Below are 25,760 nucleotides of genomic sequence, written 5' to 3'. Positions count from 1 at the left end.
CTAAAAATCTCCCTTACTTGTCTTTAACATTTCCTTATTGTCCACTTAATGGAAAATAATATGCATGATTTTTTGGAAGAAAAATAAGTGAAGATGCTCCCCTTATTAGCCGCAAAAAAAGAGCAGCCACTGAGGCTGCCCTATTGCAATGCTTGTTTCAACGTATTAATATTCCTCTTCATCAATGAAAAATAATCTTCATCCTTTTTACGGTCTTCTTCGGTAAGAACCGAGAGATTATGAAGAGTGAGGGATTTTGCCCCCAATTCATTTTGGACCACTTCCGTTAGTCGTGAAGAGACGTTTTGTTCGAAAAGGATATATTTCACGTTGTCTTTTTTTCCTTTTTCAATGATTTTCTTCAGCTCCTGCTGGGACGGTTCGTCAGCAGAATTCAATCCGGCGATGGCTTCCTGATGTAGTCCGTACCGTTCTTCCCAATAGCTGTAGGCAGCATGGGATACATAGAACGTCTTCTTTGGTGCGTTGTCCACCATCGTTTGGAACTCAGCGTCCAGTTCATCTAAATCTTTCGTTAATGCTTTAAGATTCGCCTGAAATTCATCCTTGTGTTCAGGCATTTCCTTGGAGAGAGTGTCGGCGATGTTTTTTGCCATGGCTTTAGAATATACGGGATCCAGCCAAATGTGCGGATCTGCATCATGGTTATGGCCATGGTCATCTTCGCCTTCCCCGTGGTGCACCTCAATCCCTTTACTTGCCGGCATAACGGCGACATCTTCATTTTCCAAAAGGGATTTCGAGCCTTCAACGAATCCCTCAAGACCCATGCCGACGTAGAAGAAAACATCTCCACCCGCCATCTTCATCATATCTTTCTGAGAGGGTTCGAAGGTGTGTTCGTCAGCCCCCGGGGGATAGATGCTTTCGACGTCCACATACTCCCCGCCGATTTTTTTCGTGAAATCCTCCAGTGGATATACGGTCGTGTATACCTCTAACGTATCTTTCTTTTTGTCACCGTCCTGGGCGGAATCGGTTCCGCAGGCAGACAAGACGAAAATCAATAATAATAGCAAACCCATGCGAATATAGTTCAAGAGGAAACCTCCTTTTTCAATGTTTTATTTTCATAACTGTAATGATTACGATTTAGCACAAAGGTTATTTTACTACCGATATGGGGAATAAGCAAGATAAATGGATGGATTTTATAAAAAAAAAGACTACCTCCCGTTTAGGAGCCAGTCTATATCACTCATCTTTTTTTCGGTGCCACTCTTCAGGCACGTGATCGATCCCGCCAGGATGAAATGGATGGCATTTCACAATCCTCTTGATCGTCAACCAGCCACCCCGTAGTGCGCCAAACCGGCTCACTGCCTCGACCCCGTAATGGGAACAGGTGGGATAGAAACGGCAAGTAGGGGGTTTAAGAGGAGAAATGACACGCTGATAAAACTTGAATAATAACAACAATACCTTCTTCATGATCCCTCTCCTCATCGATTTTCTTTTACTATATCAGAACGTGGAGGGGGAATGAAGTGTTTAGACCGGCAGCAGGTTTTTCGCCTAATTCAGATTAAGTTGATGAAATAACTATGAATTTACGTTATACTAGGAAGTAGAAACTTAATGGGAGTGATTTTAATGCCTTCAGTAGAAAGCTTTGAATTAGATCATGATGCAGTGAAAGCACCATATGTGAGACATTGCGGTGTCCATAAAGTGGGAAGCGACGGACTTGTGAACAAGTTTGATATCCGTTTCTGCCAGCCGAACAAACAGGCGATGAAGCCTGATTCCATTCATACTCTTGAGCATTTACTAGCCTTCACGATCCGTAAATACGCAGAGCCGTATGCTCATTTCGATATCATTGATATTTCGCCTATGGGTTGCCAAACAGGCTATTATCTGGTCGTGAGCGGCGAGCCGAAAGTGGAGGAAATCATCGACCTGTTGAATGCAACGATGAAAGAAGCTGTGGAGATCGAAGAAATCCCTGCTGCCAATGAGAAACAATGCGGGCAGGCGAAGCTTCATGACCTTGAAGGAGCCAAGAAGCTGATGCGTTTCTGGCTGAGCCAAAGCAATGAAGAATTGAAACAAGTATTTGCATAAATAAAAAAATCCACCGTTCATCATGAGCGGTGGATTTTTTTCGTTTACTCTTTTTTTTCCTCTTCCTGTTTCATCTTTTCGAGGTGAGGATTATTTTCGAGAGGATCGACTGTATGTTTAACGCTTGTATAGGCTTTGGACGTGGTAAGCGCGCTGACGAAAATCACAAGGATACATATGGCCACCGCGATGATCAGGACTAGAGTCACCGACATCATGCAACCCCCTTTTTTAAAACTATTTTACCATAGAACGATTGGTCATTCATGGAGTAAAAACAACTTTTTTATGACGTTTCCTATGATTACCATTGGATGTTTGTTATTCTGATTATAGTGGTAGTATGTACCATTCTTGAAAGCCGAAACGAGGGGGGAGTTACCATGGAAATCTCTTCTATGATGGGGAAACAGGTGGCAGAGCTTCAGAGGACGCTCAGTATGAATTTGCTGAAAAGTCAGATGGCGACTCAAGCGGCACAAGTCACCGTGATGATGAAGGATATGCAGGTAAGTCAACCTGCTCCGCATCCAAGTAAAGGGCATGTGGTGGATGTAAAGGGATGAAAAAAAGCGTTGTTCCTGAGGGTTTCGGGACAACGCTTTTTCTATGTGTAAAGGTTTTTTTAATGTAAGCTTTTCTTCTCAAGCCTTACTCTTTCTTCGCTGTTGGACCATTTCTCTTTCAATGTTTCAAATATGTATAAGCGGAAGAAGTATTGTAATTCTTCTGTTTCCATTTCCTGTATAAGTTCCAATAATTCGTTCCTAGAGGTATCTTCTAAGATTGTAAGGGCAATGAGGTCTAAGTCTTCGTCAGTACCTTTGATTCTTCCACGGTACATTTCATAAATCTCTTCGATCAACTTCATGCACTTCACCTCCCTTTTGTTCCATTTTAACATGAACGTTTATGAATTACTCTACATATTATGCTAGGACAACTCTTATTTGTCTTTACCCATTACCGGACTTTTTAACCATGGGAAGGTGTTCCGAGGCGTTTTTGCCAGGTAAGCAGCAGACCGCTCCGGCCCGATTCCCAAATTGATCAAAGCGTTGTCTAACAAAAACCAACCATTAAGAAAAGGAGTTGCTTTATTTGGCGAGAAGCATGCTGTTCGTTGGGTCAGGTTTGAGTGCCATTATTCTTAACCTTTTTGGAGAGTGGGACATGTTGATCACTTTTCTTTTGATTGTCGTGGTCCTCGATTACTTCACGGGTATGATTGTAAGCGGAATTGAAGGGAAGTTGTCAAGTCAATCCGGGATGAAAGGGATCGGGCGGAAAGTGCTGATTTTTTCCCTTGTCACGGTTGCCCACCTTATTGATACTATACTAACAAATCAACACTTTATTCGTAATGCGACGATTATTTTTTATTTATGCAATGAAATGATTTCGATCATCGAGAATGTCGGGAGGGCGGGAGTCCCCGTGCCGGAGTTCATGCGGAAAGCGATAGAGGTGTTGAAGAGAAAATCGAAGTGAATAGAATTCCGTCAATTGAGGAAAATGAAGGGTAAGTACAGTGAAGGAGTGGGAAGATGAACGAAGAACGACATGATTACTATATTGAAGTGGCCACCGGTGAAATTTCAAGAAGTTCGACCGATTCCGAATGGAACTTTAAAATATCTGCAACCGATGAAGAAATCACCCAGCTTCGGGAAGTGTTCGATTCCAATCACTCGGTTGATTGGCAAAATTTCTACCGGGCGCATGTCCCTTATATTCAATATCATTATGACAGGGAAAACGATGCCTATGATGATAACCTGCATCAAGTATATGGAATGCTCCACCGTCTGGGGGATGAGGAAGTAAAGAGATTCATCGAAAGCATCGGCATCCTGAATCAGAAATCTCATGAAAAACAAGAATAATGACAAAAAGTGTTGGTTCAGAAGTGATATCTGTGGACCAATGCTTTTTATTTATGGTTAGATGGAGAAAAGCGTGTACGGATGAGGTGACGTCAGATGGAACAGTTTATTGATGAAAATGGCAAGCAAGTGGAAATGTCCTTTGACAAGGGACGGTTTCAACAGGAATCGTATCACTTGCTCGTGATCTGCCGCCATGAAGGGAAATGGCTGCTGACACGGCATAAAAAAAGAGGTCTCGAGTTTCCGGGTGGAAAGCGTGAGCCGGGGGAGACCCTTGAGGAAGCGGCGATACGGGAAACATTTGAAGAGACGGGGGGAGTGATCATGGATCCCGTCTTCATAGGGGAGTACAAGGTCCATGACCACACGCCATTTGTGAAAACGATCTTCTTTGCTGAAACCGAAGAACTCATACAGAAAGAGGACTATTTGGAAACAGATGGTTCCGTCCTCTGGAGCGGTGATTTCTCGGAAGTCCATGACGACCCTTCGTTCAGTTTCATCATGAAGGACCTGGTAGTGGAACTGGCAATGAATAGGCTGACACATCTTGGACTTATGACTTAATCCACTTTTTCTCAAGTTGCTCCACAAGCTTATACATGATCGTTGCGAATACGGCGATCACAAGAAGCGAGAGAAGGACAAGGGTGAAATTGAAAACCTGGAATCCGTAGATGATCATATATCCGAGTCCTTTGGCGGACACAAGGAATTCCCCTACGATGACCCCGACCCATGACAAACCTACGTTTACCTTTAAGGTCGAGATGATCGTCGGGAAGGAGGCAGGCAGGATGACTTCTTTGAACATCTGTCCCCGTTTTGCCCCGAACGTCTGCATCACCTTTAAATAATTCGGGTCGACTTCCCGGAAAGATGTATAGACGACGATGGTGGTGATGATGACCGAAATGACGGTCCCCATGGCAATGATGGACGTGAAGCCCGGTCCGAGCCCGACGATCAATATGGGCCCGAGGGCGACCTTTGGCATCGCGTTCAGGATGACAAGGTAGGGGTCGAGCACCTTGGAAAGGAAGGGTGACCACCATAGTAAAGCGGCAAGCAAGGTCCCGAGCAGGGTGCCGAGAATGAATCCGATGACGGTTTCCCCGAGGGTCACGGACAGATTGGCTAAAAGGCTCCCGTCCCCGATTTTGACGATGAACAGCTTCCATATTTTTGAGGGTGAGCTGAAAATAAGGGGGTCCACCCAGCTATTTCGACTGGCCATTTCCCACAGGGAGAAGAAAACGGTGAAGATAAGGGCTTGATAAAACCAAACCCAGCGCTGTTCTTTTTTGAGAGATTGAATGTATTCAAGATGTTTTTGTTTGATCGATTCTTGATTCAAGTTTTTCAAGCTCCTTCCATATCGTCTGGAAAAACCCGGGGTATGCTTCATGATTCCTGACCTCAAAGGGCATCAATTCTCTTAGCGGTCCTGGTACCTCGAATATGGTGTGGATGCGCCCCGGTTTCGATCCAAAGAGAATGATGCGGTCACTCATGGAGATGGCTTCCCCGATATCATGGGTGACAAGGATGGCGGTTTTCCCAAATGACTTCAAGGTGGAGAACACGAGATCCTCTAATTTTAATTTCGTTTGATAATCAAGTGCTGAGAATGGCTCATCCAACAGAAGTAATTGTGGCTCCGTGATGAGGGTCCGGATCAGTGCCACCCGTTGCCGCATCCCCCCTGATAATTCACGGGGGTATGAGGTCTCTACCCCCTCGAGTCCCATTTCGTTCAATAAAGCCCGGGCTTCTTTTCTTTTTTCCTCCGTCAGGTTCCCCATAATGGTCAAGCCGAGAAAGATATTCTCCTCGATCGTCTTCCAGGGAAACAGATAATCCTGCTGCAGCATATAACCCAATTTCTTTTTCATCGTGTCTATGGGCTTATCGTTTAACATCACCGTCCCTTGCGTCGGCTTGATGAGTCCGGCGACAATGGAAAGCAGCGTCGTTTTGCCGCATCCCGATGGACCGATGAACGAGACGAATTCACCTTCTTCTACCTGTAATGTAATGTCTGAGAGGGCATGGGTGGCCGTTTTCGGTGAAAAGTAGGTGTGGTGGACGGAATCGATCGATAGAAAGTTCACTGTTTTAAGCCTCCATTTTCGAATTTTTTACAACGGAAGGGCTGACATGTGTCAGCCCCCGGGTATTGCTACTTTGATGCTTTTTCGGCGATGGATGTGTTGACGAGTGTTTTGTGATCGACGGACTGAGGAAGCTCCCCTGCTTCATCCATGATGGCTTGAAGATTATTCCATTCTTCTTCGTCGAGGATCGGGTCTGTGGCGAAGGATCCTTGTGATTTATAGCGGTCCACCACCGTTTCGATCAAGTCCAGTTCTGTATCTTCAAAGTACGGCTCGATCACTTTGGCGATGTCCGCCGCTGAGTGTCCTTCCACCCATTGCTGCGCTTTATAAAGGGCTTTCGTGAATTTCTCCACGGTCTCTTTGTTTTCTTTCATGTAACTGTCCTTGGCCATGAAGGTTGTGTACGGCACGTGACCTGATTCCGTTCCAAAGGATGCGATGATATGGCCTTTTCCTTCTTTTTCAAAGATGGAAGCGGTCGGTTCGAATAATTGGACGTAATCACCTGTACCGGACGCGAAGGCATTGGCGATGTTGGCGAAATCAATGTTTTGGATCAGGTTTAAATCGTTCTGAGGGTCGATGCCGTGCTGCTTCAATACGAACTCCCCGACCATTTGCGGCATGCCGCCTTTACGCTGGCCAAGGAAGGTTGAACCTTTCAGCTGATCCCATTCAAAGTTCTCCACCTTTTCCCTGGAGACGAGGAACGTTCCATCCGTCTGGGTCAATTGGGCAAAGTTGATGACGGGATCATCAGAGCCCTGTGCATGGACATATATGGACGTTTCAGATCCGACCAGTGCCACATCCGCCCCGTTTGATAATAGGGTGGTCATCGTTTTATCCCCGCCCCAGGTGGTGGTCAGTTCGATATCGAGCCCTTCTTCCTTGAAGAATCCTTTTTCAATCGCTACATATTCAGGTGCATAAAAGATCGAGCGGGTCACTTCCGCTACACGGACCTTTTGTACAGCGTCCTCTTTTTCTCCGCAGGCGGTCAGCCCGATGGTCAGCGTGAGAATGAGAAATACACCGAAACCACTACGAATCCATTTTCTCAATTCAATCTTCCTCCTCTGATCTTCTTTGAATATCAATGTTCAGGATGAGTGCAACTCTCTTCACTTTGTTTATCTATCAGGCGGCAGGGTAGGATGGTGATGAAAAGCTCTATTTCACATCGCCTATTTAGATTTGCTAAAATATTCTATGTAGAGTAAAAAAATGTGTGAATACCCATTGCACGTTTTGAAAGGAAGAGAATATGAAGAACGGAACGATTGTGAAGAAAACATTGTTTCCCTCGCCAAACCCACATGTGGAGTTATATGAGGTCACGTATATATCATCCGGGCTCAGGGTGAAGGGATTATTAGCAGAGCCAGCCCTTAAGGGGGAGTACGACGGTTTTCTTTATTTAAGAGGAGGAATCAAGGGTGTCGGGATGGTGAGGCCGGCGCGGATCGCTCAATTCGCTTCTCACGGCTTCATTGTATTTGCACCATTTTACAGGGGGAATCTTGGGGGAGAAGGGAATGAGGATTTTGCAGGGGACGACCGGGAAGATGCTATATCCGGCATTGAATTATTGAAAAACCATTCAGCCGCAGCACCGGACAGAATTCACGTATTCGGCTTTTCCAGGGGCGGTGTCATGGCATTGATGGCAGGGATTGAATCAAGGGACGTCACCTCCGTCGTCACGTGGGGAGGCGTGTCGGATATGTTCCTGACCTATGACGAGAGGAAGGATCTTCGCAGGATGATGAAGCGAGTGATCGGGGGGAGCCCCAATAAAGTACCCGAACGATATGAATGGCGCACCCCTCTATACTCACTCGAGTACCTGGATGCACCGGTATTGATCATTCATGGGGAAAAAGACCGGAACGTTTCTGTCGACCATGCTTATCGATTGGAAAAGAGATTGAGGGAGCTCGGAAAACCGGTCTCCTCCTATTACTTCAAAGAGTATACGCACTATTTCCCTCCCAGAAAGAACCAACAGATCGTTTCCATGCTCTGTTCCTGGATGAAGGATCAATAGGCGTTATGAATAGAAAAAAAGAGGGCTGTAAACAGACGCTTACAGCCCTCTTTTTCAGTTGATTTCCTCATATAAAAGATAGCGGTTATCCTTTGTTTGTGCGATAAGATAGTTCTTGTGGTCCTTCACACTATAAATGGGTGTCCCTTCCGCCAGTGTATTGGCTGTAAAATCATTGACGGGATGGTACTTGGTTTCGATCTTTTCTTTGATGGATCCCACCTTTTGGTCGAGGGTCAGTTTCTTCTCGGCAGATACTTTCACGTACTCCTTGTCATTCACGACCATCATATCCCCATATCCGCATAATTCATAGGATGCAGGTTTTTTCTCCCCGCATGCACTTAACACGAACACACATAGTAGTAAAAAAATCAGGCGCTTCATGTTTCTCCTCCTTTTTCCTTCCGCACATATTCAAAGGATATTCAGGGTTGTACGGTAACATGTTTCTTTTTTTGGACAATCCGATTTCATTTCCACTTATGATAGAGTAAAAGGAACACTATGACGTAAGGAGTAATCATCATGAGTAAATTGGAAGTGATTGTATTAAATGAGGAAGATGCGAGAGTGGCAGAAGCTTCCGGAGCGGACAGGCTTGAATTGGTATCCGTCATACAAGAGGGGGGACTGACACCTTCCTATCAAATGATTGAAAGAGTCATCGAGGCTGTTTCCGTTCCTGTCCAGGTCATGCTGCGTCCCCACAGTAAGTCGTTTTCCTATGGAAGAACCGGGCTTATGGAAATGATGAATCAATTGGAGACCTTTCATCAGATTGGAGTCCAGGGAATCGTATTTGGGGCTTTGACGGTTGATGGAGAGCTGGACCAGGATGCATTAAGGAAGGTCGTAAAAGCGGCCGGAAAACAGTCCGTCACCTTTCACCGGGCCATTGACGCTTCCAACGACCCGGTTGCCCTTTATAAGACCCTTTGCCGAACCGATTTAAAAATTGATCGGGTCCTCACCTCAGGTGGCCAAGAAAGTGTGAGTGAAGGGGTGGGCATAATCAAAAAGATGCAGGACGTCGAGGCAGTTTCCGGACCGGTTATCATGCCCGGATCGGGCCTTACTTTGGAAAATATCGAGGGAATACACAGAACGTTGCATGCAAAGGAATATCATTTCGGTTCAGGGGTACGCATGAATGGAAGTTATGAGTCGGGGATCGACCCTGTGAAGGTGAAAGCAGTCAAGGAAAAGATAATGCGTTAATTCCTGTTCACTCTAAACCAAAGAGAAAGGCATTCAGGGAAGAGAAATTGTTCTTCCATAATCCCTTTAATTTGTGTAAACTTATTGATATATGAAGTTTACATACAAAAGGGGGATTTGAACATGAATGGAGAAAAATTGAGGATGCTCATTCACTGTGCCATCTTTGCGGCGATGACAGGGATCTTCGCCCAGATTGAAATACCGCTTCCACTTGTTCCCATCAGCGGACAAACCCTGGCTGTCGGGATCACGGCTACGATTCTTGGAAGCAGATACGGTGCATTGTCCTTGATTTGCTACGCGGCACTCGGTGCTGTAGGTGTGCCTGTGTTTGCCGGCTTCAGCGGTGGGGCACAAGTACTTGTAGGCCCGACCGGAGGATATATTTTCGGGTTTATCGTCGCTGCGTTCTTTACGGGTCTTATACTTGAAAAAACGAAGTTCTCGATTCCGATGGCGATGATCGCCAATACGGTTGGAATGATTATCACACTGATCCTGGGTACCATTCAACTGAAATATGTGGCGGACCTTGGCTGGAGCCAGGCCATGGCAGCGGGAGTATACCCGTTTATCGTAGTCGGCCTGATCAAAGCATTCCTCGCAAGCTGGATTGGCATTACGGTAAGAAAGCGTTTGGTCCAGGCGAAATTAATTCAGAATCGGAAAGTGGCCGCATAAGAAAAAGTGGACTCCTATTGTTTAGGAATCCACTTTTTTTATTGGAATTTATACATGGACCAGTACCCGATATCCTTAAATCCAATACGCTTATATATTTTTCCTGCTTCAGGATTATCATAGAAAAGGCAAAGCTCTTTCCCTTCGTTTAGAACATCCCTGCAAAGCTTTGTCATGCACTCTGTCGCATATCCCTTTTTCTTATACCCGGGGTGGGTGCATACAGCGACGATCATGGCGGACATGCTGTTTTCTGCCGTAGTGGATGCGGAAGAAACAAATTTTCCATCTTGTTCCACGAAGTAGCTGCGGGCAACCCCTTTTTCCATCCCGTGCTTTCGTTTCTCCACTGTAAAACTTCCTCCGCTGAATTCAGTGATAGCGTTTAAAAGCTCTACCAGTTGCGGTAAATCAGGAATCCTGGCCTCTTTCACATGGGGCAGGTCCCGGTCTTCCATGGAAGAGGTACTATCGCATTTGGCATAAAACATATGTCTTTTCGAATCGATCTTTCTTGATAGGTAGGGTTCAACTTCAGTGACGATCCGTTTTAATCCTGAAACGATGCTGTAGTCTTCCGTCCCGTTGATGATCGCGGCAAATCCTTCTGCATCAAATTCCCCCATGGAATACGGAATGAAGTTTTCACGGTATTTTAGAAGAATCCCCCTTAAGTTTCCATCCTCATCAAAATCTCCCCAGATTTTCTGGAAATCCTGTTCATACCCAAAGGCTTCAATGTCCCCGATAATGAATAAATTTTCAGCAGGCTGTTGTTGAATAAGCTGCTGGCATAAGTCATGATCTTTTTCTGTAAGCTGTCTGATCATCTCTATTCCCCCTGTAAAATTTAATCATTATCATACCAAAATTAGTAATATTTAGTAAAGTGTTATTTTTGCGTAAAATCAGAAAACAGGATAGGGAATTGGTAATGGTTTTAAAATCCGGCTATTAGGGAAACTTAGGAGCAAGAACAGTTATAAGGAGGAGCACATATGCTTTGGACCATCATCGGAATTTTATTAGTTCTTTGGTTACTGGGATTGATCTTTAAAATCGGTGGAGCCGTCATACATGTTCTACTGATAATCGCCGTTGTCGTATTCTTATTCAACAGAATCACCGGCCGGAAAAAAGGGCTATAACCATAACAAAGGTCCGTCCCTCGTGGTTGAGGGACGGACCTTTGTATGTCAGGCTGATTTATTGAACGGACGGGCCGCCTTTTTGTTCGATGTCAGAAGGGACGTTTGAGAATTTTTTGAAGTTCTCGTTGAACTTGTGAGCAAGTTCTTTTGCCTTCGCTTCATAAGCGGATTCATTGGACCAGGTCTTCTTAGGCTGAAGCACTTCGTCTGGAACACCAGGGACGTGAACCGGGATGTTCAGGCCGAATATTTCATCTGTCGCCGTTTCAACATTCGTCAGCTCGCCTTCAAGAGCGGCTTGAATCATGGCACGGGTGTAAGAAAGCTTCATGCGGTTTCCGACACCGTATTCTCCACCGGTCCATCCAGTGTTCACCAAGAATACCTGTGCATTGTGCTCATCGATCTTCTTCCCGAGCATTTCTGCGTAACGAGTGGCAGGAAGCGGAAGGAATGGAGATCCAAAGCAAGTGGAGAAAGTTGCTTGCGGTGAAGTGATTCCACGCTCAGTACCTGCAAGCTTTGATGTATATCCACTTAAGAAATGATACATTGCCTGTTCTTTTGTCAGCTTGCTGATCGGAGGTAATACGCCGAATGCATCAGCTGTCAGGAATACAATCGTATTTGGGTGTCCTGCGATACTTGGCTCCACGATGTTTTCCATCGCTTGAAGGGGGTAGGCAGCACGCGTGTTTTCTGTTAAAGTGTTATCATCATAATCCGGGATGCGGGACATGTCATCCAGAACGACATTTTCAAGTACGGAACCGAAACGGATCGCATCGAAAATCTGTGGCTCCTTCTCACGTGTCAATCCGATACATTTAGCATAGCAGCCGCCTTCGATATTGAATACACCGTTCGGGGACCATCCGTGCTCATCATCACCGATCAAACGGCGGTTCGGATCTGCGGATAAAGTCGTTTTACCAGTACCGGATAATCCGAAGAACAACGCGACATCGCCTTCGCGTCCGACGTTTGAAGAACAGTGCATGGACAGGATATCGGATTCAGGCAGTACATAGTTCATGACAGAGAAGATCGACTTCTTCATTTCACCGGCATATTCCGTTCCGCCGATCAATACGATTCTTTTTTCAAATGAAACGATGATGAACGTTTCAGAGTGTGTACCATCGACTTCCGGATCAGCCTTGAAGTTCGGTGCTGAAATGACGGTGAATTCGGATTGATGATCTTTCAACTCTTCTGTTTCCGGGCGAATGAATAATTGATGGGCAAACAGATTATGCCAGGCAAATTCATTGATCACCTGGATCGGCAGTCTATGTTTCGGGTCGGCACCTGCGAACCCTTTAAATGAAAATACTTCTTCTTTTTCTTTTAAGTATTCGATGACTTTCGTATATAATTTATCGAATGATTCCGATGAGATCGGCTGATTGACAGAACCCCATTCGATTTTATCTTTCGTCGTTGGTTCTTCTACAATAAATTTATCTTTAGGAGAGCGTCCTGTGTATTTACCAGTTTCTGCTCTGATTGCACCTGATGAAGTTAAAACGCCTTCATTTCGTTGAAGGACCTTTTCGACTAGTTGAGAAACAGATAATTGTTCCTGGATGTTTTGACCATTAAGTAATTCCGTTAATTCATTAGACATGCTCACTGAATTCATTCGAACCCTTCCTTTATATAAATTTATTTAAATGGTATCGTTTACTTTACAAAAATAGTATAACACAATCAAGCTATTAGTCTATACTATTTATTTAATTTTATAATGTGTCTTCATTTTGTCACATTTTTCAACCGAATAAAGCTTGTTTCTTCTTATATATATGACATGGACAATGGAATGGTTAGCCTGATGACCCCCATTAGGTTATTTCAATGAGAAGTGCGGGTTGAAGGCTAATAAAGGGGCCAATGAATGGTTAAACCTTACATTCGAAAAAAAGTTGACACCTCTTGTCCTAAACGTTATCATTGTTCCTTGAACGGATACTCTTATCCTGAGCTGGTGGAGGGAGCAGACCCTATGAAACCCAGCAACCTGCTAAATAGTGAATGGATCGCATTTCTTAAACGATCCGATTAAGCGAAGGTGCTAAACTGAGGCAAGGTCTCTAAAACCTTGAACGATAAGAGAGAAAAGGCGCGGCTATGATCTGAAACCTTTCCTCTGAATTTTTCCCGAGGAAGGGTTTTTTCTGTTTATAGTGGACCACATGCACATAAATCATGATTTATTTATAAAAGAATCATGTTTACTTCATACTACTTAGGGAAATGAGTACCGTATCTGTTTACTGCTTTGTTGGAAGTATTTCCGACAAATATGCTTAAGGAGGAACCTTGATGTCAACTAAACGTCGTCTGTTTACATCTGAGTCCGTAACCGAAGGACATCCAGATAAAATTTGTGACCAAATCTCTGATTCAATTCTTGATGCAATTCTTACCAACGATCCGAATGCGCGTGTAGCGTGTGAAACATCTGTTACAACGGGTCTTGTTCTGGTTGCAGGTGAAATTACAACAAATACGTATGTCGATATTCCGAAAATCGTCCGTGAAACGATCCGTGAAATCGGCTATACTCGTGCAAAATACGGATTTGATGCTGAAACGTGTGCGGTGCTGACTTCCATCGATGAGCAGTCTGCCGATATCGCTCAAGGTGTCGACCAGGCTCTTGAAGCACGTGAAGGTCAAATGACGGATGAAGAAATCGATGCAATCGGTGCAGGTGACCAAGGACTGATGTTTGGATTCGCTTGTAATGAAACGAAAGAGCTTATGCCTCTTCCGATTTCCCTTGCGCACAAAATCTCCCGCCGCTTAACGGAAGTTCGTAAAGAAGAAATCCTTCCTTACCTGCGTCCGGATGGGAAAACGCAAGTAACCGTTGAATATGATGAAAACGATAAGCCTGTCCGCATCGACACGATCGTTATTTCCACTCAGCATCACCCGGAAGTGACGCTTGAGCAAATCCAGCGTAACCTGAAAGAATATGTCATCGATCCGGTTGTACCGAAAGAATTGATCGATGAACAGACTAAATACTTCATCAATCCGACTGGCCGTTTCGTAATCGGCGGACCACAAGGTGATGCGGGACTTACAGGACGTAAAATCATCGTTGACACATACGGCGGATACGCACGTCACGGTGGCGGGGCATTCTCTGGTAAGGATGCAACGAAAGTGGACCGTTCAGCAGCTTATGCAGCACGTTATGTTGCGAAGAACATCGTGGCAGCGGGACTTGCCGAGAAGTGCGAAGTGCAATTAGCGTATGCAATCGGGGTTGCGAAGCCCGTATCCATCTCCGTTGATACATTTGGAACAGGAAAAGTATCAGAAGATGTGTTAATTGACGTTGTGAGCAATAACTTTGACCTTCGTCCAGCAGGAATCATCAAGATGCTCGACCTTCGTCGTCCGATCTACAAGCAGACAGCTGCTTACGGACACTTCGGCCGCAATGACATCGATCTTCCTTGGGAACGCACAAACAAAGCGGAAGCATTAAAAGCAGAAGCACTGGGCGAATAAGGGAAGATAGAAGAGACCAACACTTTTTAGGGTGTTGGTCTTTTTTCGTGACTGCATTCCGGGTTGGTTTCTGTCGGGCGTCGGACCGTCAAGAAAATCTTCCATGAGTATTCCGGGGATGGATGGGGTATCCCAAGTATAGGAAGTTAAAACGGTTTGATGCTTTTATAATACTGACCTTTTTCTGCGTATTCCCTTGAGATGCGCTTCATTTCACTGATGTCGTGCTCATTCAGCTCCCTCACGACTTTTGCCGGCCGTCCGAATGCGAGGGTATTGGGAGGGATGACCTTCCCTTGGGGGACAAGGCTTCCGGCTCCGATAAAGGCTCCTTCGCCTATCTCGGCATTGTCGAGGATGATCGATCCCATGCCGATCAACGCCTTTTTCCTGATCTTGCAGCTATGGAGGATCACCCCATGGCCGACGGTCACTTCATCTTCAAGGATAAGAGGGTTATTTGGACTCTGATGAAGGATCGAGTTATCCTGTATATTTACTTTATCACCGATTTTAGTCGGGGCGACGTCCCCCCTGATGACGGTGTTGAACCAGATACTTGATTCTTCTCCGATCTCAACGTCACCAGAGATGGTCACATAATCGGCGATGAAAGCCGAATGGGCGATCACCGGTTTTTTATCATAATACGGATAGAGCATTTTTCACTACCCCTTTCACTAATATTTATTATAATAATGGTAGCAGAATTCATTCATATAGAGAACTATAAAGGAGGATTTGCCATGTGGAAATGGGAATCAGATCAAGAGGCAAAGGCAGTCATCGTCATCATTCATGGCGCTATGGAACACCATGGCAGATACGGTTGGCTCATTGAAATGTGGCGTTCATCGGGCTTTCACGTCGTCATGGGTGATTTACCCGGTCAGGGAATGACGTCCCGAAGTCAAAGGGGACATATCGATTCCTTTGATGAATACATTGTGGAAGTGAAGGACTGGGTGCAGGCAGCCTATCAATTCGAATTGCCTGTCTTTGTGATCGGTCATAGTATGGGCGGGCTAATAGCAGTCCGCCTCCTGCAGGAATCCCATGTGAACGTAGCCGGTGTCATCTTATCCTCCCCGTGTCTTGGATTGGTGACGACCCCGGCCAAACCGGTCGAGCTTTTGTCACTCGGGTTAAATAAAATCGCTCCGATGGTGAAGTTCCCATCAGGGTTGACAATTGATATGGCGACACGGAATGCCGATGTCCGCGAAATCGACAGTAATGACACACTGTATATAACCAAAGTGTCTGTCCGCTGGTACAGGGAGCTCGTACAGGCCATGAAAGCAGCATTTGCCAACCTGGAAAAGATGCCCGACGTCCCGTTGCTTGTGATGCAGGCGGGTGACGATAAGATCGTCGATAAGAAAATCGTGAAAAAATGGTTCAATGAGCTGTCTTTATCTGAAATGCATTACAAAGAATGGCCAAAGTGCTATCATGAAATTTATAACGAACCGGAAAGAGAAGAAATCTATGAATACTCAAAGATTTTCATTGAAAGCCGCTTGAAAGCGCTGGGATATATTTTGTAAAAGAGGTGATGGAATTGTCGATACCAAGTGATCCTTTTTCACTGATGACAAGGGTGTACCGCACTGTTTTTCCAATCGTCCATAAGGAACTGGACGGCTGGAAGAGACGGGCAGAAGAGATACCGAATCAAGAGCTGAGAAATCAGGCGCTCGCGAGCATTGAGCATAAGACGTTCCACTGCGAGGGAGGGGCGATCCTTTCCCTTCTGGCGCTGGATCAAAAAGCTGCCACGATCCGATTCATCGTAGCCTATCAGACAATCAGCGATTATTTGGATAATCTGTGCGACCGCAGTGTCTCACTCGACCCGGACGACTTTGCCCTTCTTCACCAGTCCATGAAGGATTCCTTGACGGTTGATGCGGAACCTGTCAATTATTATGCATTAAGGCGGGATCAGGATGATGGCGGATACCTCAGGGATCTGGTCCTGACGTGCCAGTCCGTTCTCGGGACATTAAGTCACTACGACGATATCAAGGGTGATCTGCTCGAATTATGTGAGTATTATTGCGACCTGCAGATACATAAACACGTGAAGAAAGAAGAAAGGGTGCGCAGGCTTCAGGATTGGTTTGAAACTCACCGTCCCAATCTTCCTGAAATGGACTGGTACGAGTTTTCCGCCTGTTCCGGTTCGACCCTGGGCATTTTCTGTCTGGTTTCATACGCTTGTCGCACGGATTTTCAACCTTCGTATACAGAGAAGATCAAACGCGGTTATTTCCCTTATATCCAAGGCTTACATATCCTCCTGGATTACTTCATCGATCAGGATGAAGATCATGAGGGAGGAGATCTAAACTTCTGCTTCTATTACGACGATGATGAGCATCTGAAAGAACGATTGCTCCATTTCCTGCAGAAAGCCGATGAACATACCCTCGAGCTTCCCCATGCCCATTTTCACCGTTTGATCAACAAAGGGCTCATCGGGGTGTATCTGTCGGACGATAAAGCCAATAAACAGGCCAGCGTCCAATCCTTCTCCAAACAATTCATCGGAGAAGCCGGCTGGATCACCAGATTCTTCTACCTGAACGGCAAAATCTACCGCAAATGGAGAAACCGCAAAAAAACATCATAAGCAAAAAGAGGGACGGACCTTCGGATGGATATTCGAAGGTCCGTCCCTTTTTTTGTCTATTTTATCAAACAATAGTCGGGCAAAAACTTTCTAAATACGACCTTTACTACCATATTTATACATAAAATTTTTGTTGAATTATTTAGAAGTATGTCAATAGTCCTGTTAATTTGTTTTCCTTATATGAAACTATTTAACTATATTCCTATTATTTCGTAATCCTAAATAACCAATTGCTATCTGAATATATTTACTTTTCAGAATAGTGGAGTATATTGTAGTTAGTGTAAATATTTAGTACATAACTAAGGGGGAATCGTGCTTGAAATCACGTAAAGTATTATCCATGGCCATGGCCGCCGCGTTAAGTGTAGGGGCATTTGCTGTACCTGCATCAGCTGCTACGGTTGGGCCGCAGAATGTGTTAGCGAAGCCAACGGTGAAATATGATCATAAGCATGGAGGAGGGGCATTCGATTTAGGAATCGCGAACGATGAACGCCTGATCGAGATGCTGAAGAAAGAAGGAAAGATCAAGAAGAATGCGACAGCTGCAGAAGCTCAGAAGGGATTGCAAAAGTTCCTGAAAGCAAAAGCGGATTCTGCTAAGAAACAAGCAGGGGAACTTCATGATGAAGCAGCGGAAACGAAAGCCAAGCTGAAAGAAGAAATGAAGAGTAATGGTTTGACTTCAGGTAAGGGAAATAAGCTTGGACAAGCCAAGAAAAATACACCTGATTCAGTCAAGGAAGAAGCATACGATGGGAAGAAGCGTACCGACGAAGTATTGGTACTTCTCGTTGATTACCCGGACAAGCCTCATAATTCCATGACTGCTGATGAAACAGATATGTATTATGACGGTGAGGATGCTTATTCACGTGAGCATTACCAGGATATGTTATTCGGAGATGGCGGCTGGACAGGGCCAGACGGTAAGACATATGTTTCAATGAAACAGTATTATGAACAGCAGTCAGGTGGAAGTTATTCAGTAGATGGTGAAGTTGCTGGATGGTATACTGCTGAAAAAAATGCCGCTGAGTATGGTGGGAATGATCCACAGCCGGATGGCAGCGATGTAAATGCCCGTGGCTTGATTAAAGAAGCCCTTGCCAAAGCGGCTGCAGACCCAGAAGTTGATCTTGCAAAATATGACCAATGGGATCGATACGATCTTGATGGTGACGGGAATTATCTTGAGGCGGACGGACTTGTCGATCACTTGATGGTCATTCACTCCGGTGTAGGTGAAGAAGCCGGTGGTGGATCTTTAGGATCTGACGCTATCTGGTCTCACCGTTGGAACCTTGGAGGAATCTTCCCGATTGCTGGATCTCCAACACCTGAAGTTGATTATTGGGGAGAAGGCACCATGTATGCTTACGACTACACAATCGAACCTGAAGACGGTGCAGTCGGAGTAATGGCCCATGAATTCGGCCATGACTTGGGATTACCTGATGAGTATGATACTCAGTACTCAGGTGCCGGTGAAGCGGTAAGCTACTGGTCCATCATGGCAAGCGGAAGCTGGGCAGGGGACATCCCTGGTGCGCAGCCGACAGGATTCAGTCCTTACGCGAAAGAGATGCTACAGGCTTCTGCTGTAGTGGATAATGAAGGTGCAAAAGGAAATTGGCAGACTGGAACCGAAGTAAATCTTAATGATCTAGAAAAGGGATCAAAAGAAGTCCTTCTGGACGAAGCTGCTACAAAAGGAACAAATCATGATGTAGTGAAAGTGAATCTTCCTCAAAAAGAGACGGTCATCAATGAGCCTGCAAGCGGTAAGTCAGAGTACTTCTCAGGGAGTGCAGATGATTTACACAATAACTTAACGAAAACGGTAGATCTAACCAATGCGACTTCTGCTCAATTCAACTTCAAAGCTTGGTATGACATTGAAAAGGATTGGGATTACGCGTATGTGACAGTTAACGGTGAACCGGTGGCAAGTGACATTACAACGGATGAGAATCCTTATGATGCGAATCTAGGTAATGGAATCACTGGTTCATCCAACGGCTGGGTTGACGCTTCATTTGACCTTTCAGCTTATGCTGGTCAAGAAGTAGAAATTGCAATCGAGTACGTAACAGATGGTGCTGTATCTAACCCAGGTCTATATGCAGACGACCTTTCTGTAGTCGTTGATGGAGAAGAAGTAGTGTTTGATGACGCTGAAGGCGATGCTAAATTCACTTTAGATGGATTCACGAAAGACGACGGGATCAAACGCTCTGACCACTACTACCTATTGGAATGGCGCAGCCACAACGGTGTAGATGAAGGTCTTGCCAACATCCGCCGTGGAGCTAGCTTAATGGAATATAATGAAGGTTTAGTTGTATGGTATGTGGATAATCAATACAGTGAAAACTGGACTGGAATCCATCCTGGAGACGGATTCCTTGGAGTGGTCGATGCGGATCAAACTACAAATTACTGGAGTAACGGTGATGTTGGATCCACCCGCTACCAGATTCACGATGCGGCATTCAGCCTGAACAAATCAGAGAAAATGTTCCTAGATTACTCTGAATTACTGGGCACCACAATGACAGACAACCACACTGCCCGAAACCCATTATTCAGTGACAGTGCGGATTACAGCAACAAAGGATTAGTAGACGCTGGACGTAACGTACCGAACTACGGATTGAATTTCCGTGTGACAGGACAAAGTGCTGACGGTACAGTCGGTAAAGTATTACTTTACAAAAAATAAGTAACATCAAAAGGGTGACTGCCTTCAAGGCGGTCACCCTTTAAGCATGTTAGTGGACATTTTTTTCATCAGAATTGATAATAATACACACATCAATTAAAGGAGATGTCCATTTTGAAGCTAAGTGTACTCGATCAGTCACCGATTGCCGAAGGAATGAGCCCGCAGGAGGCTTTAAATAATACAGTAGAATTAGCGAAACATACAGAAAAATTAGGGTTTGAACGGTTCTGGGTATCAGAGCATCATGATTCCACGAGCCTTGCCGGTTCATCACCGGAAGTGTTGATTGCCCATCTCGCCCAAAATACGTCAAGGATCCGTGTAGGTTCCGGCGGCGTGATGCTTCCACATTATTCTTCATACAAAGTAGCGGAAAATTTCCGTTTGCTTGAAGGATTAAATCCTGATCGAATCGATTTGGGATTGGGAAGGGCTCCGGGCGGAATGCCGATGGCCACAATGGCCCTCCATGACGGAAAGCCGAGGGATGTGAATCGTTACCCGGAACAAATCGATGATCTTCTCGGCTACCTGACAGATTCCCTGCCTGATACTCATCCGTACCAGGGACTCACAGCAGCTCCGATGATCAAAACCATGCCGGAAGTCTGGATGCTCGGATCAAGTCCATCGAGTGCCATGCTTGCAGCACAAAAAGGACTGCCTTATACCTTTGCCCAGTTCATCAATGGGGAAGGCGGCCCTCAATACACTCAAGCCTACCGAAACAATTTTGTTCCATCTGAGTACCTGAAGGAGCCGAAGAACATCGTAGCCGTATTTGCCATCTGCGCAGAAACAGATGAAGAAGCGGAAAGAGTCGCGTCCAGCATTGATTTATCCATTCTCATGATCGAACAGGGCATGCGCTCGAACGGAACGCCAAGCCCCGAGAAAGCGGCAGCGTATCAGTATACACCGTTCGAAGCCATGAGAGTGCGCGAAAATCGCAAACGCATGGTCGTTGGAAGTCCAAAGAAAGTAAAAGAAAAGCTACTCGCACTAAGCGAGCAGTACCAAACCGATGAAATCATGCTTGTCAGCATCACCTACGATTTCAAAGATAAACTCAAATCATTCGAGCTGATTGCGAACGAATTATTATAAAAAAAGAGGGACGGACCTCCGCGGAGGTCCGTCCCTATCTTTATCTTTTCTCAAGCGCCACAATAAACGGCGGGTTATTGAGCTGGTTGATGAATTGATATCTCAGGACATGAACGTAATTTTGATCCAGTCGTTCTACGTAGCGAAGGATGTAATCCCGTTCCACCGCGCCTTCAGGATGTCCGTGGTAAATCACCAGAACAAGGATCCCTTCAGGAGCCATCATTTCGAGAATTTGATTTAACGCGAGTATCGTCGTTTTTGGACGGGTGACGATTTCCTTGTCACCGCCCGGTAAGTATCCAAGATTAAAGACGGCCCCTGTCACTTTTCCGTGGTGCAGCGGTGGGATGACATTCATGACGGTCTCGTGTCCCTGGTGAAAAAGGGTCACCCGATCGGCCAGATCATGTGTGCTGAGCTGTTCCCTGGTGTTATGGATGGCTTCTTCCTGAATGTCAAAACCATATACACGTCCATTCTCTCCAACCAAGCGGGCAAGAAACAGGGTATCATGGCCATTCCCAAGCGTTGCGTCTATAGTGATATCTCCCGGTTTGACAGCTCTTTCTAACAGCTGCCTCGCAAAAGGTAGTATTCGATCTAATTTCATGCTTTCACATCCACTTTATAAAATTTCCCCTGCCAGCTGTCCCGGCGTTTCAGTTCATCGTCAATGGCGTTCAGTACGCCCCATTTATTCACACTCCACATCGGTCCGATCATCAAATCGATAGGTCCGTCCCCCGTAATGCGGTGAACGATCATCTCCGGTGGGAGGACTTCCAGCTGATCACAGACCAATTTCACGTAGTGATCGAAGTCCATGAAGTCGAGCAGTCCTTTTTCGTATTGCTTGACCATCGGGGTGCCTTTCAGTAAGTGCAGGAGATGGATCTTGATTCCCTGAACGTCAAGTTTCGCGACTTCACGCGCCGTTTCCATCATCATTTCCTCATTTTCCTGGGGCAGTCCGTTAATAATATGGGAACATACCCTGATCCCGTGTTTGCGCAATTTTTGGACACCTTCCATATAGCACTGGTAATCGTGAGCACGATTGATCAATCCAGCGGTTTTTTCGTGAACGGTCTGAAGTCCGAGCTCAACCCATAAATAGGTTCTTTCATTCAATTCGGCCAGGTATTCGACGACATCATCAGGAAGACAGTCAGGGCGTGTGGCAATGGAAATGCCCACGACGCCCTCTTGTTTAAGGACAGACTCGTATTTTTCCCTAAGCACTTCAACGGGTGCATGAGTGTTTGTGAATGCCTGGAAGTACGCCATGTATTTACCGTCTTTCCATTTCTTGTGCATTCTTTCTTTGATGTCATTGAATTGCTTTTCTAAAGGATCCACCCTGCTTCCGGCGAAGTCGCCTGAACCGGCGGCACTGCAAAAGGTGCATCCTCCGTGAGCGACCGTGCCATCCCGGTTCGGGCAGTCAAAGCCGCCGTCTAGAGCAACCTTAAACACTTTATGTCCAAAATGGTTTCGTAAATGATAGTTCCATGTATGATATCGCTTTGAATCTGTGGCATATGGAAATGGGTTTGTCCCGATGACAAACACCCCCTAAATGGTTTCAGTATGTATGAGGTTCAAAGTGATTTTATCATGAACAGGGCGACAAATGTATCCTGCAAAGAGAAATAGGCGAAGATTACCACTTCTGAAACGGGTGGCTTGCGCTCAAACTAAGATGGAGGGGAGGTAAGGATGGGACCTTCCTCTTCTTTATTCCAACCGTCAAGGAGGTAGTCGAAATGGCAACAAGAAATTCGATGGATGAATGCATTCAAAAGTGCGAAGATGCCATTCGTTACGCTCAAGAACAATATAAATCAGGGTCACAGCAGGAGCATTACCATGATGTGGAGTATACACAGGCCATGCAGCAGCTCGAAGAAGCCGTCAACGACGTCGCGCACATGGCGAACAGTGCGAACTCTCAACAGCGGGAACAACTGCACCGCATGAGGCTTCAACTTCAGAATCTGCAAAATGAAATGATTTTGCTGGATCATGATCCGAATGTAGTAGGAGGTAAATTACATTGAGTACACGTTCTGATCAAAACAACCCTGAACAAAAGACCCGCAGTGATTTCCGGAAACTGGATACGGAATTCGGTGCTGAGAACAACCCTGTCAAAGAAGCCAAAAAGCGCTACGAAAAACAGGGACAGCCCGTTAAATCCGATCACCATAACGGAAAATGACCGGATAGTGCCAGGTACTCTTAACATGGGGTACCTGGTTTTTTTCTTGTGTAAAAAAGGACATCCATTTCAAGAAATAATTCTTGCCCCCTTCCCCAAAAAGGAGTAAAATCCTTTTGGGACTCGAAATAAAAGGGTGGAAAGGGGGCAGAATGATGCCCAAATCATTATGGTTACTTGTCATTGGAATGATGGTGAATGTGACGGGGGCCTCTTTTTTATGGCCGCTTAATACCATTTACCTTCATGAAAATTTAGGAAAGTCGCTCTCTGTAGCGGGAATTGTGCTGATGTTGAACGCAGGGGCGAGTGTCGTCGGAAATCTGATCGGAGGGACACTGTTCGATCGTTTCGGAGGGTACCGTTCGATCCTGTCAGGCATTTCGATTACGCTATCCGCACTGATCGGAATGAATATATGGCATGGATTTTCATACTATGTCGTCTTCCTGACCATTGTCGGATTCGGCTCTGGTATCGTATTTCCTTCCATGTATGCCCTGGCAGGTTCAGTGTGGCCGGAAGGTGGACGGAAAGCCTTCAATTCGGTCTATGTCGCTCAAAACATCGGAGTGGCCGCAGGGGCCGCATTAGGCGGTTTCGTAGCCTCATTCTCCTTTAACTATATATTTTTAGCGAATCTGAGTATGTATATCGTTTTTTTCTTCATTGCCTTCTTTGGTTATCGGAACATTTCCGTCGCCGTCCATCAAACATCCGTTTTGAATGAATCGAAGGTGATCAAGGATAAATCAAAGCTGAAGGCGCTGCTCTTCATCTGTGTCGCCTACCTGTTATGCTGGATGGGATATGTTCAATGGCAGTCCACCATTGCGACCTATACACAGGAAATCAATATATCTCTAAAGCAATATAGCTTGTTATGGACGATAAACGGGGCATTGATCGTACTTGCCCAACCGCTGTTATCCAAAGCGATCAAGCGTTTTGAAAACAATTTAAAGCTGCAAATCATGATCGGTACCGTCATTTTCATGATTTCATTCGGTGTCGCGTCGATTGCTGATCAATTTCAGTGGTTTGCCATTGCCATGATCATTCTGACGCTTGGTGAAATGCTCATTTGGCCGGCGGTTCCGACAATAGCCAACTCGCTTGCTCCTAAAGGCAGAGAAGGATTTTATCAAGGGATCGTCAACAGTACGGCAACGGGAGGAAGAATGATCGGACCGTTTGTCGGAGGAGTGCTCGTGGATATGTTCAGCATGCAGGTGCTGTTCATAACGCTGATCGCCTTCTTCATCATTTCATTATTGATCACAAGTCAATACGACCGTCCGCTGAAAAAGAAAAGCACTGTGGCTGTATCGGTCCAACAATAAAGAAACCCCCAATGAGGAATCATAGGGGGTTTTCTCCATATAAAAAGGGCTCCCGTTTCCTACGGAAGCCCACTTGCAAAAAATTGAGGCGGATGATCAGCAAACGCCACATCGTTTGTTGTCACAAGGACGTGATCCCCGACTTACACAATTCAGCTCATCGCTATAATAGAATAGCATAGGACTTTAAAGAAAACAAGACTATTTTACAAATATGATCTAAGACTTCAGATTATATCGGTTTTTTATAAGTAGTGATAGCCGTTTCTAAGAAGCATTACTATAGAGAAATAGGAATGAAAAAAAATTGAAATCAATTGGATGCAGAACGTTTTCTAAATCATTTCTTGAGCCAGTATTTGATCAGTGGACCACTGTCGCCAAAGACGGGGTCCGATGAGGGTGGGGGCACGTTTTTAATTTCAATCAACACACTCGGGCGTTCCCGCAATGATCCTCTTTTCAAATTATAGTCGTCTCCGTTCGGATAGGCACCGGCGACTTTAAAGTCGGGGCTTGCATTCAGTTTCTTATGTCCTGTCCCGGCTGGCAGGATCATCACATCACCTTGATGGACGGTCACTTCTTCGCCCATTTCCCCGCCTAATTGAACCGTTGCCTCACCTTCCATGACGCCCAATACTTCATGAGCGTTGCTATGGTAATGGTGATAATCGTAAATGCCGTTTGTCCAGCTGTTCAACCAATGATTCTGATTGAATAACTCCTCGGCTTCATGTGCCTGGTCGAGTGCATTCCGGTAAATGAGAACGGGCAGGTCCGGATTATTCGGGATGATTCCATCGTCTTCGAAATAAAATATTTTCAGTTCTGCGATTTTCATCCTTTCATTCCTCCATTCATTGTTAAGAAGATTCCCTAATCCTATAAGTGCTAAACCGATTTGAGACTGGTAATTGAAATTATTGGGAAATCTGAATTGTTTACACAATGGGGTCGGATGGTTGTGCTACTATAGA

Annotated in this window: 31 protein-coding genes and 1 riboswitch; of the genes, 17 read left to right on the top strand and 14 right to left on the bottom strand. The window is 45.3% G+C overall.

Annotated features, from left to right (window positions below; all coding sequences use genetic code 11):
• Positions 1-140 precede the first annotated feature (140 nt).
• Both CN378_RS16120 and yidD read right to left on the bottom strand, forming a co-directional pair.
• Positions 141-1,061, bottom strand: a complete 921-nt coding sequence (locus CN378_RS16120; RefSeq protein WP_257141170.1) for a metal ABC transporter substrate-binding protein — start codon at positions 1,059-1,061, stop codon at positions 141-143.
• A gap of 154 nt (positions 1,062-1,215) precedes the next feature.
• Entirely contained in the window at positions 1,216-1,452 is a 237-nt protein-coding gene (gene yidD / locus CN378_RS16115) for a membrane protein insertion efficiency factor YidD (RefSeq protein ID WP_218924831.1), read from the bottom strand.
• 162 nt (positions 1,453-1,614) lie between these two features.
• On the opposite strand from yidD, the gene CN378_RS16110 reads away from it, so the two are divergent.
• Positions 1,615-2,088, top strand: a complete 474-nt coding sequence (locus CN378_RS16110; RefSeq protein ID WP_034765503.1) for an S-ribosylhomocysteine lyase — start codon at positions 1,615-1,617, stop codon at positions 2,086-2,088.
• Positions 2,089-2,132: 44 nt separating this feature from the next.
• Here CN378_RS16110 and ytzI read toward each other — a convergent pair whose 3' ends face one another.
• Complete coding sequence (gene ytzI / locus CN378_RS16105) at positions 2,133-2,303, bottom strand: YtzI protein (RefSeq protein ID WP_142323619.1); 171 nt, start codon at positions 2,301-2,303, stop codon at positions 2,133-2,135.
• A 168-nt stretch (positions 2,304-2,471) separates the two neighbouring features.
• Between ytzI and CN378_RS16100 the strand changes: the two genes are divergently transcribed.
• Positions 2,472-2,654: a hypothetical protein gene (locus tag CN378_RS16100; RefSeq protein WP_098353497.1), complete on the top strand. Its 183-nt coding sequence runs from the start codon at positions 2,472-2,474 to the stop codon at positions 2,652-2,654.
• A 59-nt stretch (positions 2,655-2,713) separates the two neighbouring features.
• Here CN378_RS16100 and CN378_RS16095 read toward each other — a convergent pair whose 3' ends face one another.
• Positions 2,714-2,959 carry a DUF6154 family protein gene (locus tag CN378_RS16095; protein WP_044340349.1) on the bottom strand — a complete coding sequence of 82 codons (246 nt, stop codon included), beginning with the start codon at positions 2,957-2,959 and terminating at the stop codon, positions 2,714-2,716.
• A gap of 230 nt (positions 2,960-3,189) precedes the next feature.
• Between CN378_RS16095 and CN378_RS16090 the strand changes: the two genes are divergently transcribed.
• The 3 genes from CN378_RS16090 to ytkD all read left to right on the top strand — a co-directional run bounded on the left by CN378_RS16090 (position 3,190) and on the right by ytkD (position 4,544).
• Positions 3,190-3,579 carry a phage holin family protein gene (locus tag CN378_RS16090; protein WP_257141168.1) on the top strand — a complete coding sequence of 130 codons (390 nt, stop codon included), beginning with the start codon at positions 3,190-3,192 and terminating at the stop codon, positions 3,577-3,579.
• 56 nt (positions 3,580-3,635) lie between these two features.
• Positions 3,636-3,974: a hydrolase gene (locus CN378_RS16085; RefSeq protein ID WP_098353495.1), complete on the top strand. Its 339-nt coding sequence runs from the start codon at positions 3,636-3,638 to the stop codon at positions 3,972-3,974.
• 96 nt (positions 3,975-4,070) lie between these two features.
• A complete protein-coding gene (ytkD, locus tag CN378_RS16080; protein ID WP_098353493.1) occupies positions 4,071-4,544 on the top strand; it encodes an RNA deprotection pyrophosphohydrolase in 474 nt (157 codons plus the stop codon).
• Here the strand turns inward: ytkD and CN378_RS16075 are convergent.
• The 3 genes from CN378_RS16075 to CN378_RS16065 all read right to left on the bottom strand — a co-directional run bounded on the left by CN378_RS16075 (position 4,534) and on the right by CN378_RS16065 (position 7,161).
• Complete coding sequence (locus CN378_RS16075) at positions 4,534-5,343, bottom strand: ABC transporter permease (RefSeq protein WP_483295092.1); 810 nt, start codon at positions 5,341-5,343, stop codon at positions 4,534-4,536. The genes ytkD and CN378_RS16075 overlap by 11 nt on opposite strands.
• Positions 5,300-6,091, bottom strand: coding sequence for an ABC transporter ATP-binding protein (locus tag CN378_RS16070; RefSeq protein WP_098353489.1), 792 nt, complete (start codon positions 6,089-6,091; stop codon positions 5,300-5,302). The genes CN378_RS16075 and CN378_RS16070 overlap by 44 nt, the downstream gene beginning before the upstream one ends.
• Positions 6,092-6,159: 68 nt before the next feature.
• On the bottom strand, positions 6,160-7,161 hold the full coding sequence (locus CN378_RS16065; protein ID WP_098353487.1) for an ABC transporter substrate-binding protein: 1,002 nt from the start codon (positions 7,159-7,161) through the stop codon (positions 6,160-6,162).
• A gap of 203 nt (positions 7,162-7,364) precedes the next feature.
• Here CN378_RS16065 and CN378_RS16060 point away from each other — a divergent pair, with 203 nt between their 5' ends.
• Complete coding sequence (locus CN378_RS16060) at positions 7,365-8,147, top strand: alpha/beta hydrolase family protein (RefSeq protein WP_098353485.1); 783 nt, start codon at positions 7,365-7,367, stop codon at positions 8,145-8,147.
• Positions 8,148-8,201: 54 nt separating this feature from the next.
• Here the strand turns inward: CN378_RS16060 and CN378_RS16055 are convergent, their stop codons facing one another.
• Positions 8,202-8,534, bottom strand: a complete 333-nt coding sequence (locus CN378_RS16055) for a putative periplasmic lipoprotein (protein ID WP_098353483.1) — start codon at positions 8,532-8,534, stop codon at positions 8,202-8,204.
• A 141-nt stretch (positions 8,535-8,675) separates the two neighbouring features.
• Between CN378_RS16055 and CN378_RS16050 the strand changes: the two genes are divergently transcribed.
• Complete coding sequence (locus CN378_RS16050) at positions 8,676-9,368, top strand: copper homeostasis protein CutC (RefSeq protein WP_098353481.1); 693 nt, start codon at positions 8,676-8,678, stop codon at positions 9,366-9,368.
• A 117-nt stretch (positions 9,369-9,485) separates the two neighbouring features.
• Positions 9,486-10,052, top strand: coding sequence for a biotin transporter BioY (locus CN378_RS16045; RefSeq protein WP_483295091.1), 567 nt, complete (start codon positions 9,486-9,488; stop codon positions 10,050-10,052).
• Positions 10,053-10,090: 38 nt separating this feature from the next.
• Here CN378_RS16045 and CN378_RS16040 read toward each other — a convergent pair whose 3' ends face one another.
• Complete coding sequence (locus CN378_RS16040) at positions 10,091-10,882, bottom strand: GNAT family N-acetyltransferase (protein WP_098353477.1); 792 nt, start codon at positions 10,880-10,882, stop codon at positions 10,091-10,093.
• 168 nt (positions 10,883-11,050) lie between these two features.
• On the opposite strand from CN378_RS16040, the gene CN378_RS22350 reads away from it, so the two are divergent.
• Positions 11,051-11,200, top strand: coding sequence for a lmo0937 family membrane protein (locus CN378_RS22350; protein ID WP_106298475.1), 150 nt, complete (start codon positions 11,051-11,053; stop codon positions 11,198-11,200).
• Between the two features lie 58 nt (positions 11,201-11,258).
• Here the strand turns inward: CN378_RS22350 and pckA are convergent, their stop codons facing one another.
• Positions 11,259-12,848, bottom strand: a complete 1,590-nt coding sequence (pckA, locus tag CN378_RS16035; RefSeq protein ID WP_098353475.1) for a phosphoenolpyruvate carboxykinase (ATP) — start codon at positions 12,846-12,848, stop codon at positions 11,259-11,261.
• A gap of 329 nt (positions 12,849-13,177) precedes the next feature.
• Positions 13,178-13,321: riboswitch (SAM riboswitch) on the top strand.
• A 210-nt stretch (positions 13,322-13,531) separates the two neighbouring features.
• Here pckA and metK point away from each other — a divergent pair.
• The gene (metK, locus tag CN378_RS16030; RefSeq protein ID WP_098353473.1) at positions 13,532-14,734 is read left to right on the top strand and encodes a methionine adenosyltransferase; all 1,203 of its coding nucleotides are present in this window, start codon (positions 13,532-13,534) and stop codon (positions 14,732-14,734) included.
• A gap of 146 nt (positions 14,735-14,880) precedes the next feature.
• On the opposite strand, the gene CN378_RS16025 is transcribed toward metK, so the two are convergent.
• The gene (locus CN378_RS16025) at positions 14,881-15,396 is read right to left on the bottom strand and encodes a gamma carbonic anhydrase (protein WP_098353471.1); all 516 of its coding nucleotides are present in this window, start codon (positions 15,394-15,396) and stop codon (positions 14,881-14,883) included.
• An 84-nt stretch (positions 15,397-15,480) separates the two neighbouring features.
• On the opposite strand from CN378_RS16025, the gene CN378_RS16020 reads away from it, so the two are divergent.
• The 4 genes from CN378_RS16020 (at position 15,481) to CN378_RS16005 (ending at position 21,213) form a co-directional block, all read left to right on the top strand.
• Positions 15,481-16,284 (top strand): alpha/beta fold hydrolase, encoded by an 804-nt coding sequence (locus CN378_RS16020; protein ID WP_098353469.1) that lies wholly within the window; start codon positions 15,481-15,483, stop codon positions 16,282-16,284.
• A 14-nt stretch (positions 16,285-16,298) separates the two neighbouring features.
• Positions 16,299-17,372, top strand: a complete 1,074-nt coding sequence (locus CN378_RS16015) for a tetraprenyl-beta-curcumene synthase family protein (protein ID WP_098353467.1) — start codon at positions 16,299-16,301, stop codon at positions 17,370-17,372.
• Between the two features lie 346 nt (positions 17,373-17,718).
• Positions 17,719-20,103 (top strand): immune inhibitor A domain-containing protein, encoded by a 2,385-nt coding sequence (locus tag CN378_RS16010; protein ID WP_483295094.1) that lies wholly within the window; start codon positions 17,719-17,721, stop codon positions 20,101-20,103.
• 105 nt (positions 20,104-20,208) lie between these two features.
• A complete protein-coding gene (locus tag CN378_RS16005) occupies positions 20,209-21,213 on the top strand; it encodes an LLM class flavin-dependent oxidoreductase (RefSeq protein ID WP_098353465.1) in 1,005 nt (334 codons plus the stop codon).
• A 40-nt stretch (positions 21,214-21,253) separates the two neighbouring features.
• Here CN378_RS16005 and mnmM read toward each other — a convergent pair whose 3' ends face one another.
• Both mnmM and mnmL read right to left on the bottom strand, forming a co-directional pair.
• Positions 21,254-21,826 carry a tRNA 5-(aminomethyl)-2-thiouridylate-methyltransferase MnmM gene (gene mnmM, locus CN378_RS16000; RefSeq protein ID WP_098353464.1) on the bottom strand — a complete coding sequence of 191 codons (573 nt, stop codon included), beginning with the start codon at positions 21,824-21,826 and terminating at the stop codon, positions 21,254-21,256.
• The gene (gene mnmL, locus CN378_RS15995; RefSeq protein WP_483295093.1) at positions 21,823-22,779 is read right to left on the bottom strand and encodes a tRNA modification radical SAM protein MnmL/YtqA; all 957 of its coding nucleotides are present in this window, start codon (positions 22,777-22,779) and stop codon (positions 21,823-21,825) included. Before mnmL ends, mnmM begins: the two co-directional genes overlap by 4 nt.
• 203 nt (positions 22,780-22,982) lie before the next feature.
• Between mnmL and CN378_RS15990 the strand changes: the two genes are divergently transcribed.
• The 3 genes from CN378_RS15990 (at position 22,983) to CN378_RS15980 (ending at position 24,780) form a co-directional block, all read left to right on the top strand.
• Positions 22,983-23,276: a YtzC family protein gene (locus tag CN378_RS15990; protein WP_098353461.1), complete on the top strand. Its 294-nt coding sequence runs from the start codon at positions 22,983-22,985 to the stop codon at positions 23,274-23,276.
• On the top strand, positions 23,273-23,437 hold the full coding sequence (locus CN378_RS15985) for a glycogen biosynthesis protein GlgD (RefSeq protein WP_098353459.1): 165 nt from the start codon (positions 23,273-23,275) through the stop codon (positions 23,435-23,437). The genes CN378_RS15990 and CN378_RS15985 overlap by 4 nt, the downstream gene beginning before the upstream one ends.
• A 155-nt stretch (positions 23,438-23,592) precedes the next feature.
• Positions 23,593-24,780, top strand: coding sequence for an MDR family MFS transporter (locus CN378_RS15980; RefSeq protein ID WP_098353458.1), 1,188 nt, complete (start codon positions 23,593-23,595; stop codon positions 24,778-24,780).
• A gap of 340 nt (positions 24,781-25,120) precedes the next feature.
• Here the strand turns inward: CN378_RS15980 and CN378_RS15975 are convergent, their stop codons facing one another.
• A complete protein-coding gene (locus CN378_RS15975) occupies positions 25,121-25,624 on the bottom strand; it encodes a cupin domain-containing protein (RefSeq protein ID WP_098353456.1) in 504 nt (167 codons plus the stop codon).
• Positions 25,625-25,760: the final 136 nt, after the last annotated feature.

Origin of the sequence: Bacillus sp. AFS015802, from assembly GCF_002561455.1 — a bacterium.
Taxonomy (GTDB): domain Bacteria; phylum Bacillota; class Bacilli; order Bacillales; family Bacillaceae_B; genus Rossellomorea.
The sequence above is the reverse complement of the archived record's forward strand: the minus strand, read 5'-3'. Positions and strand labels throughout refer to the sequence as shown.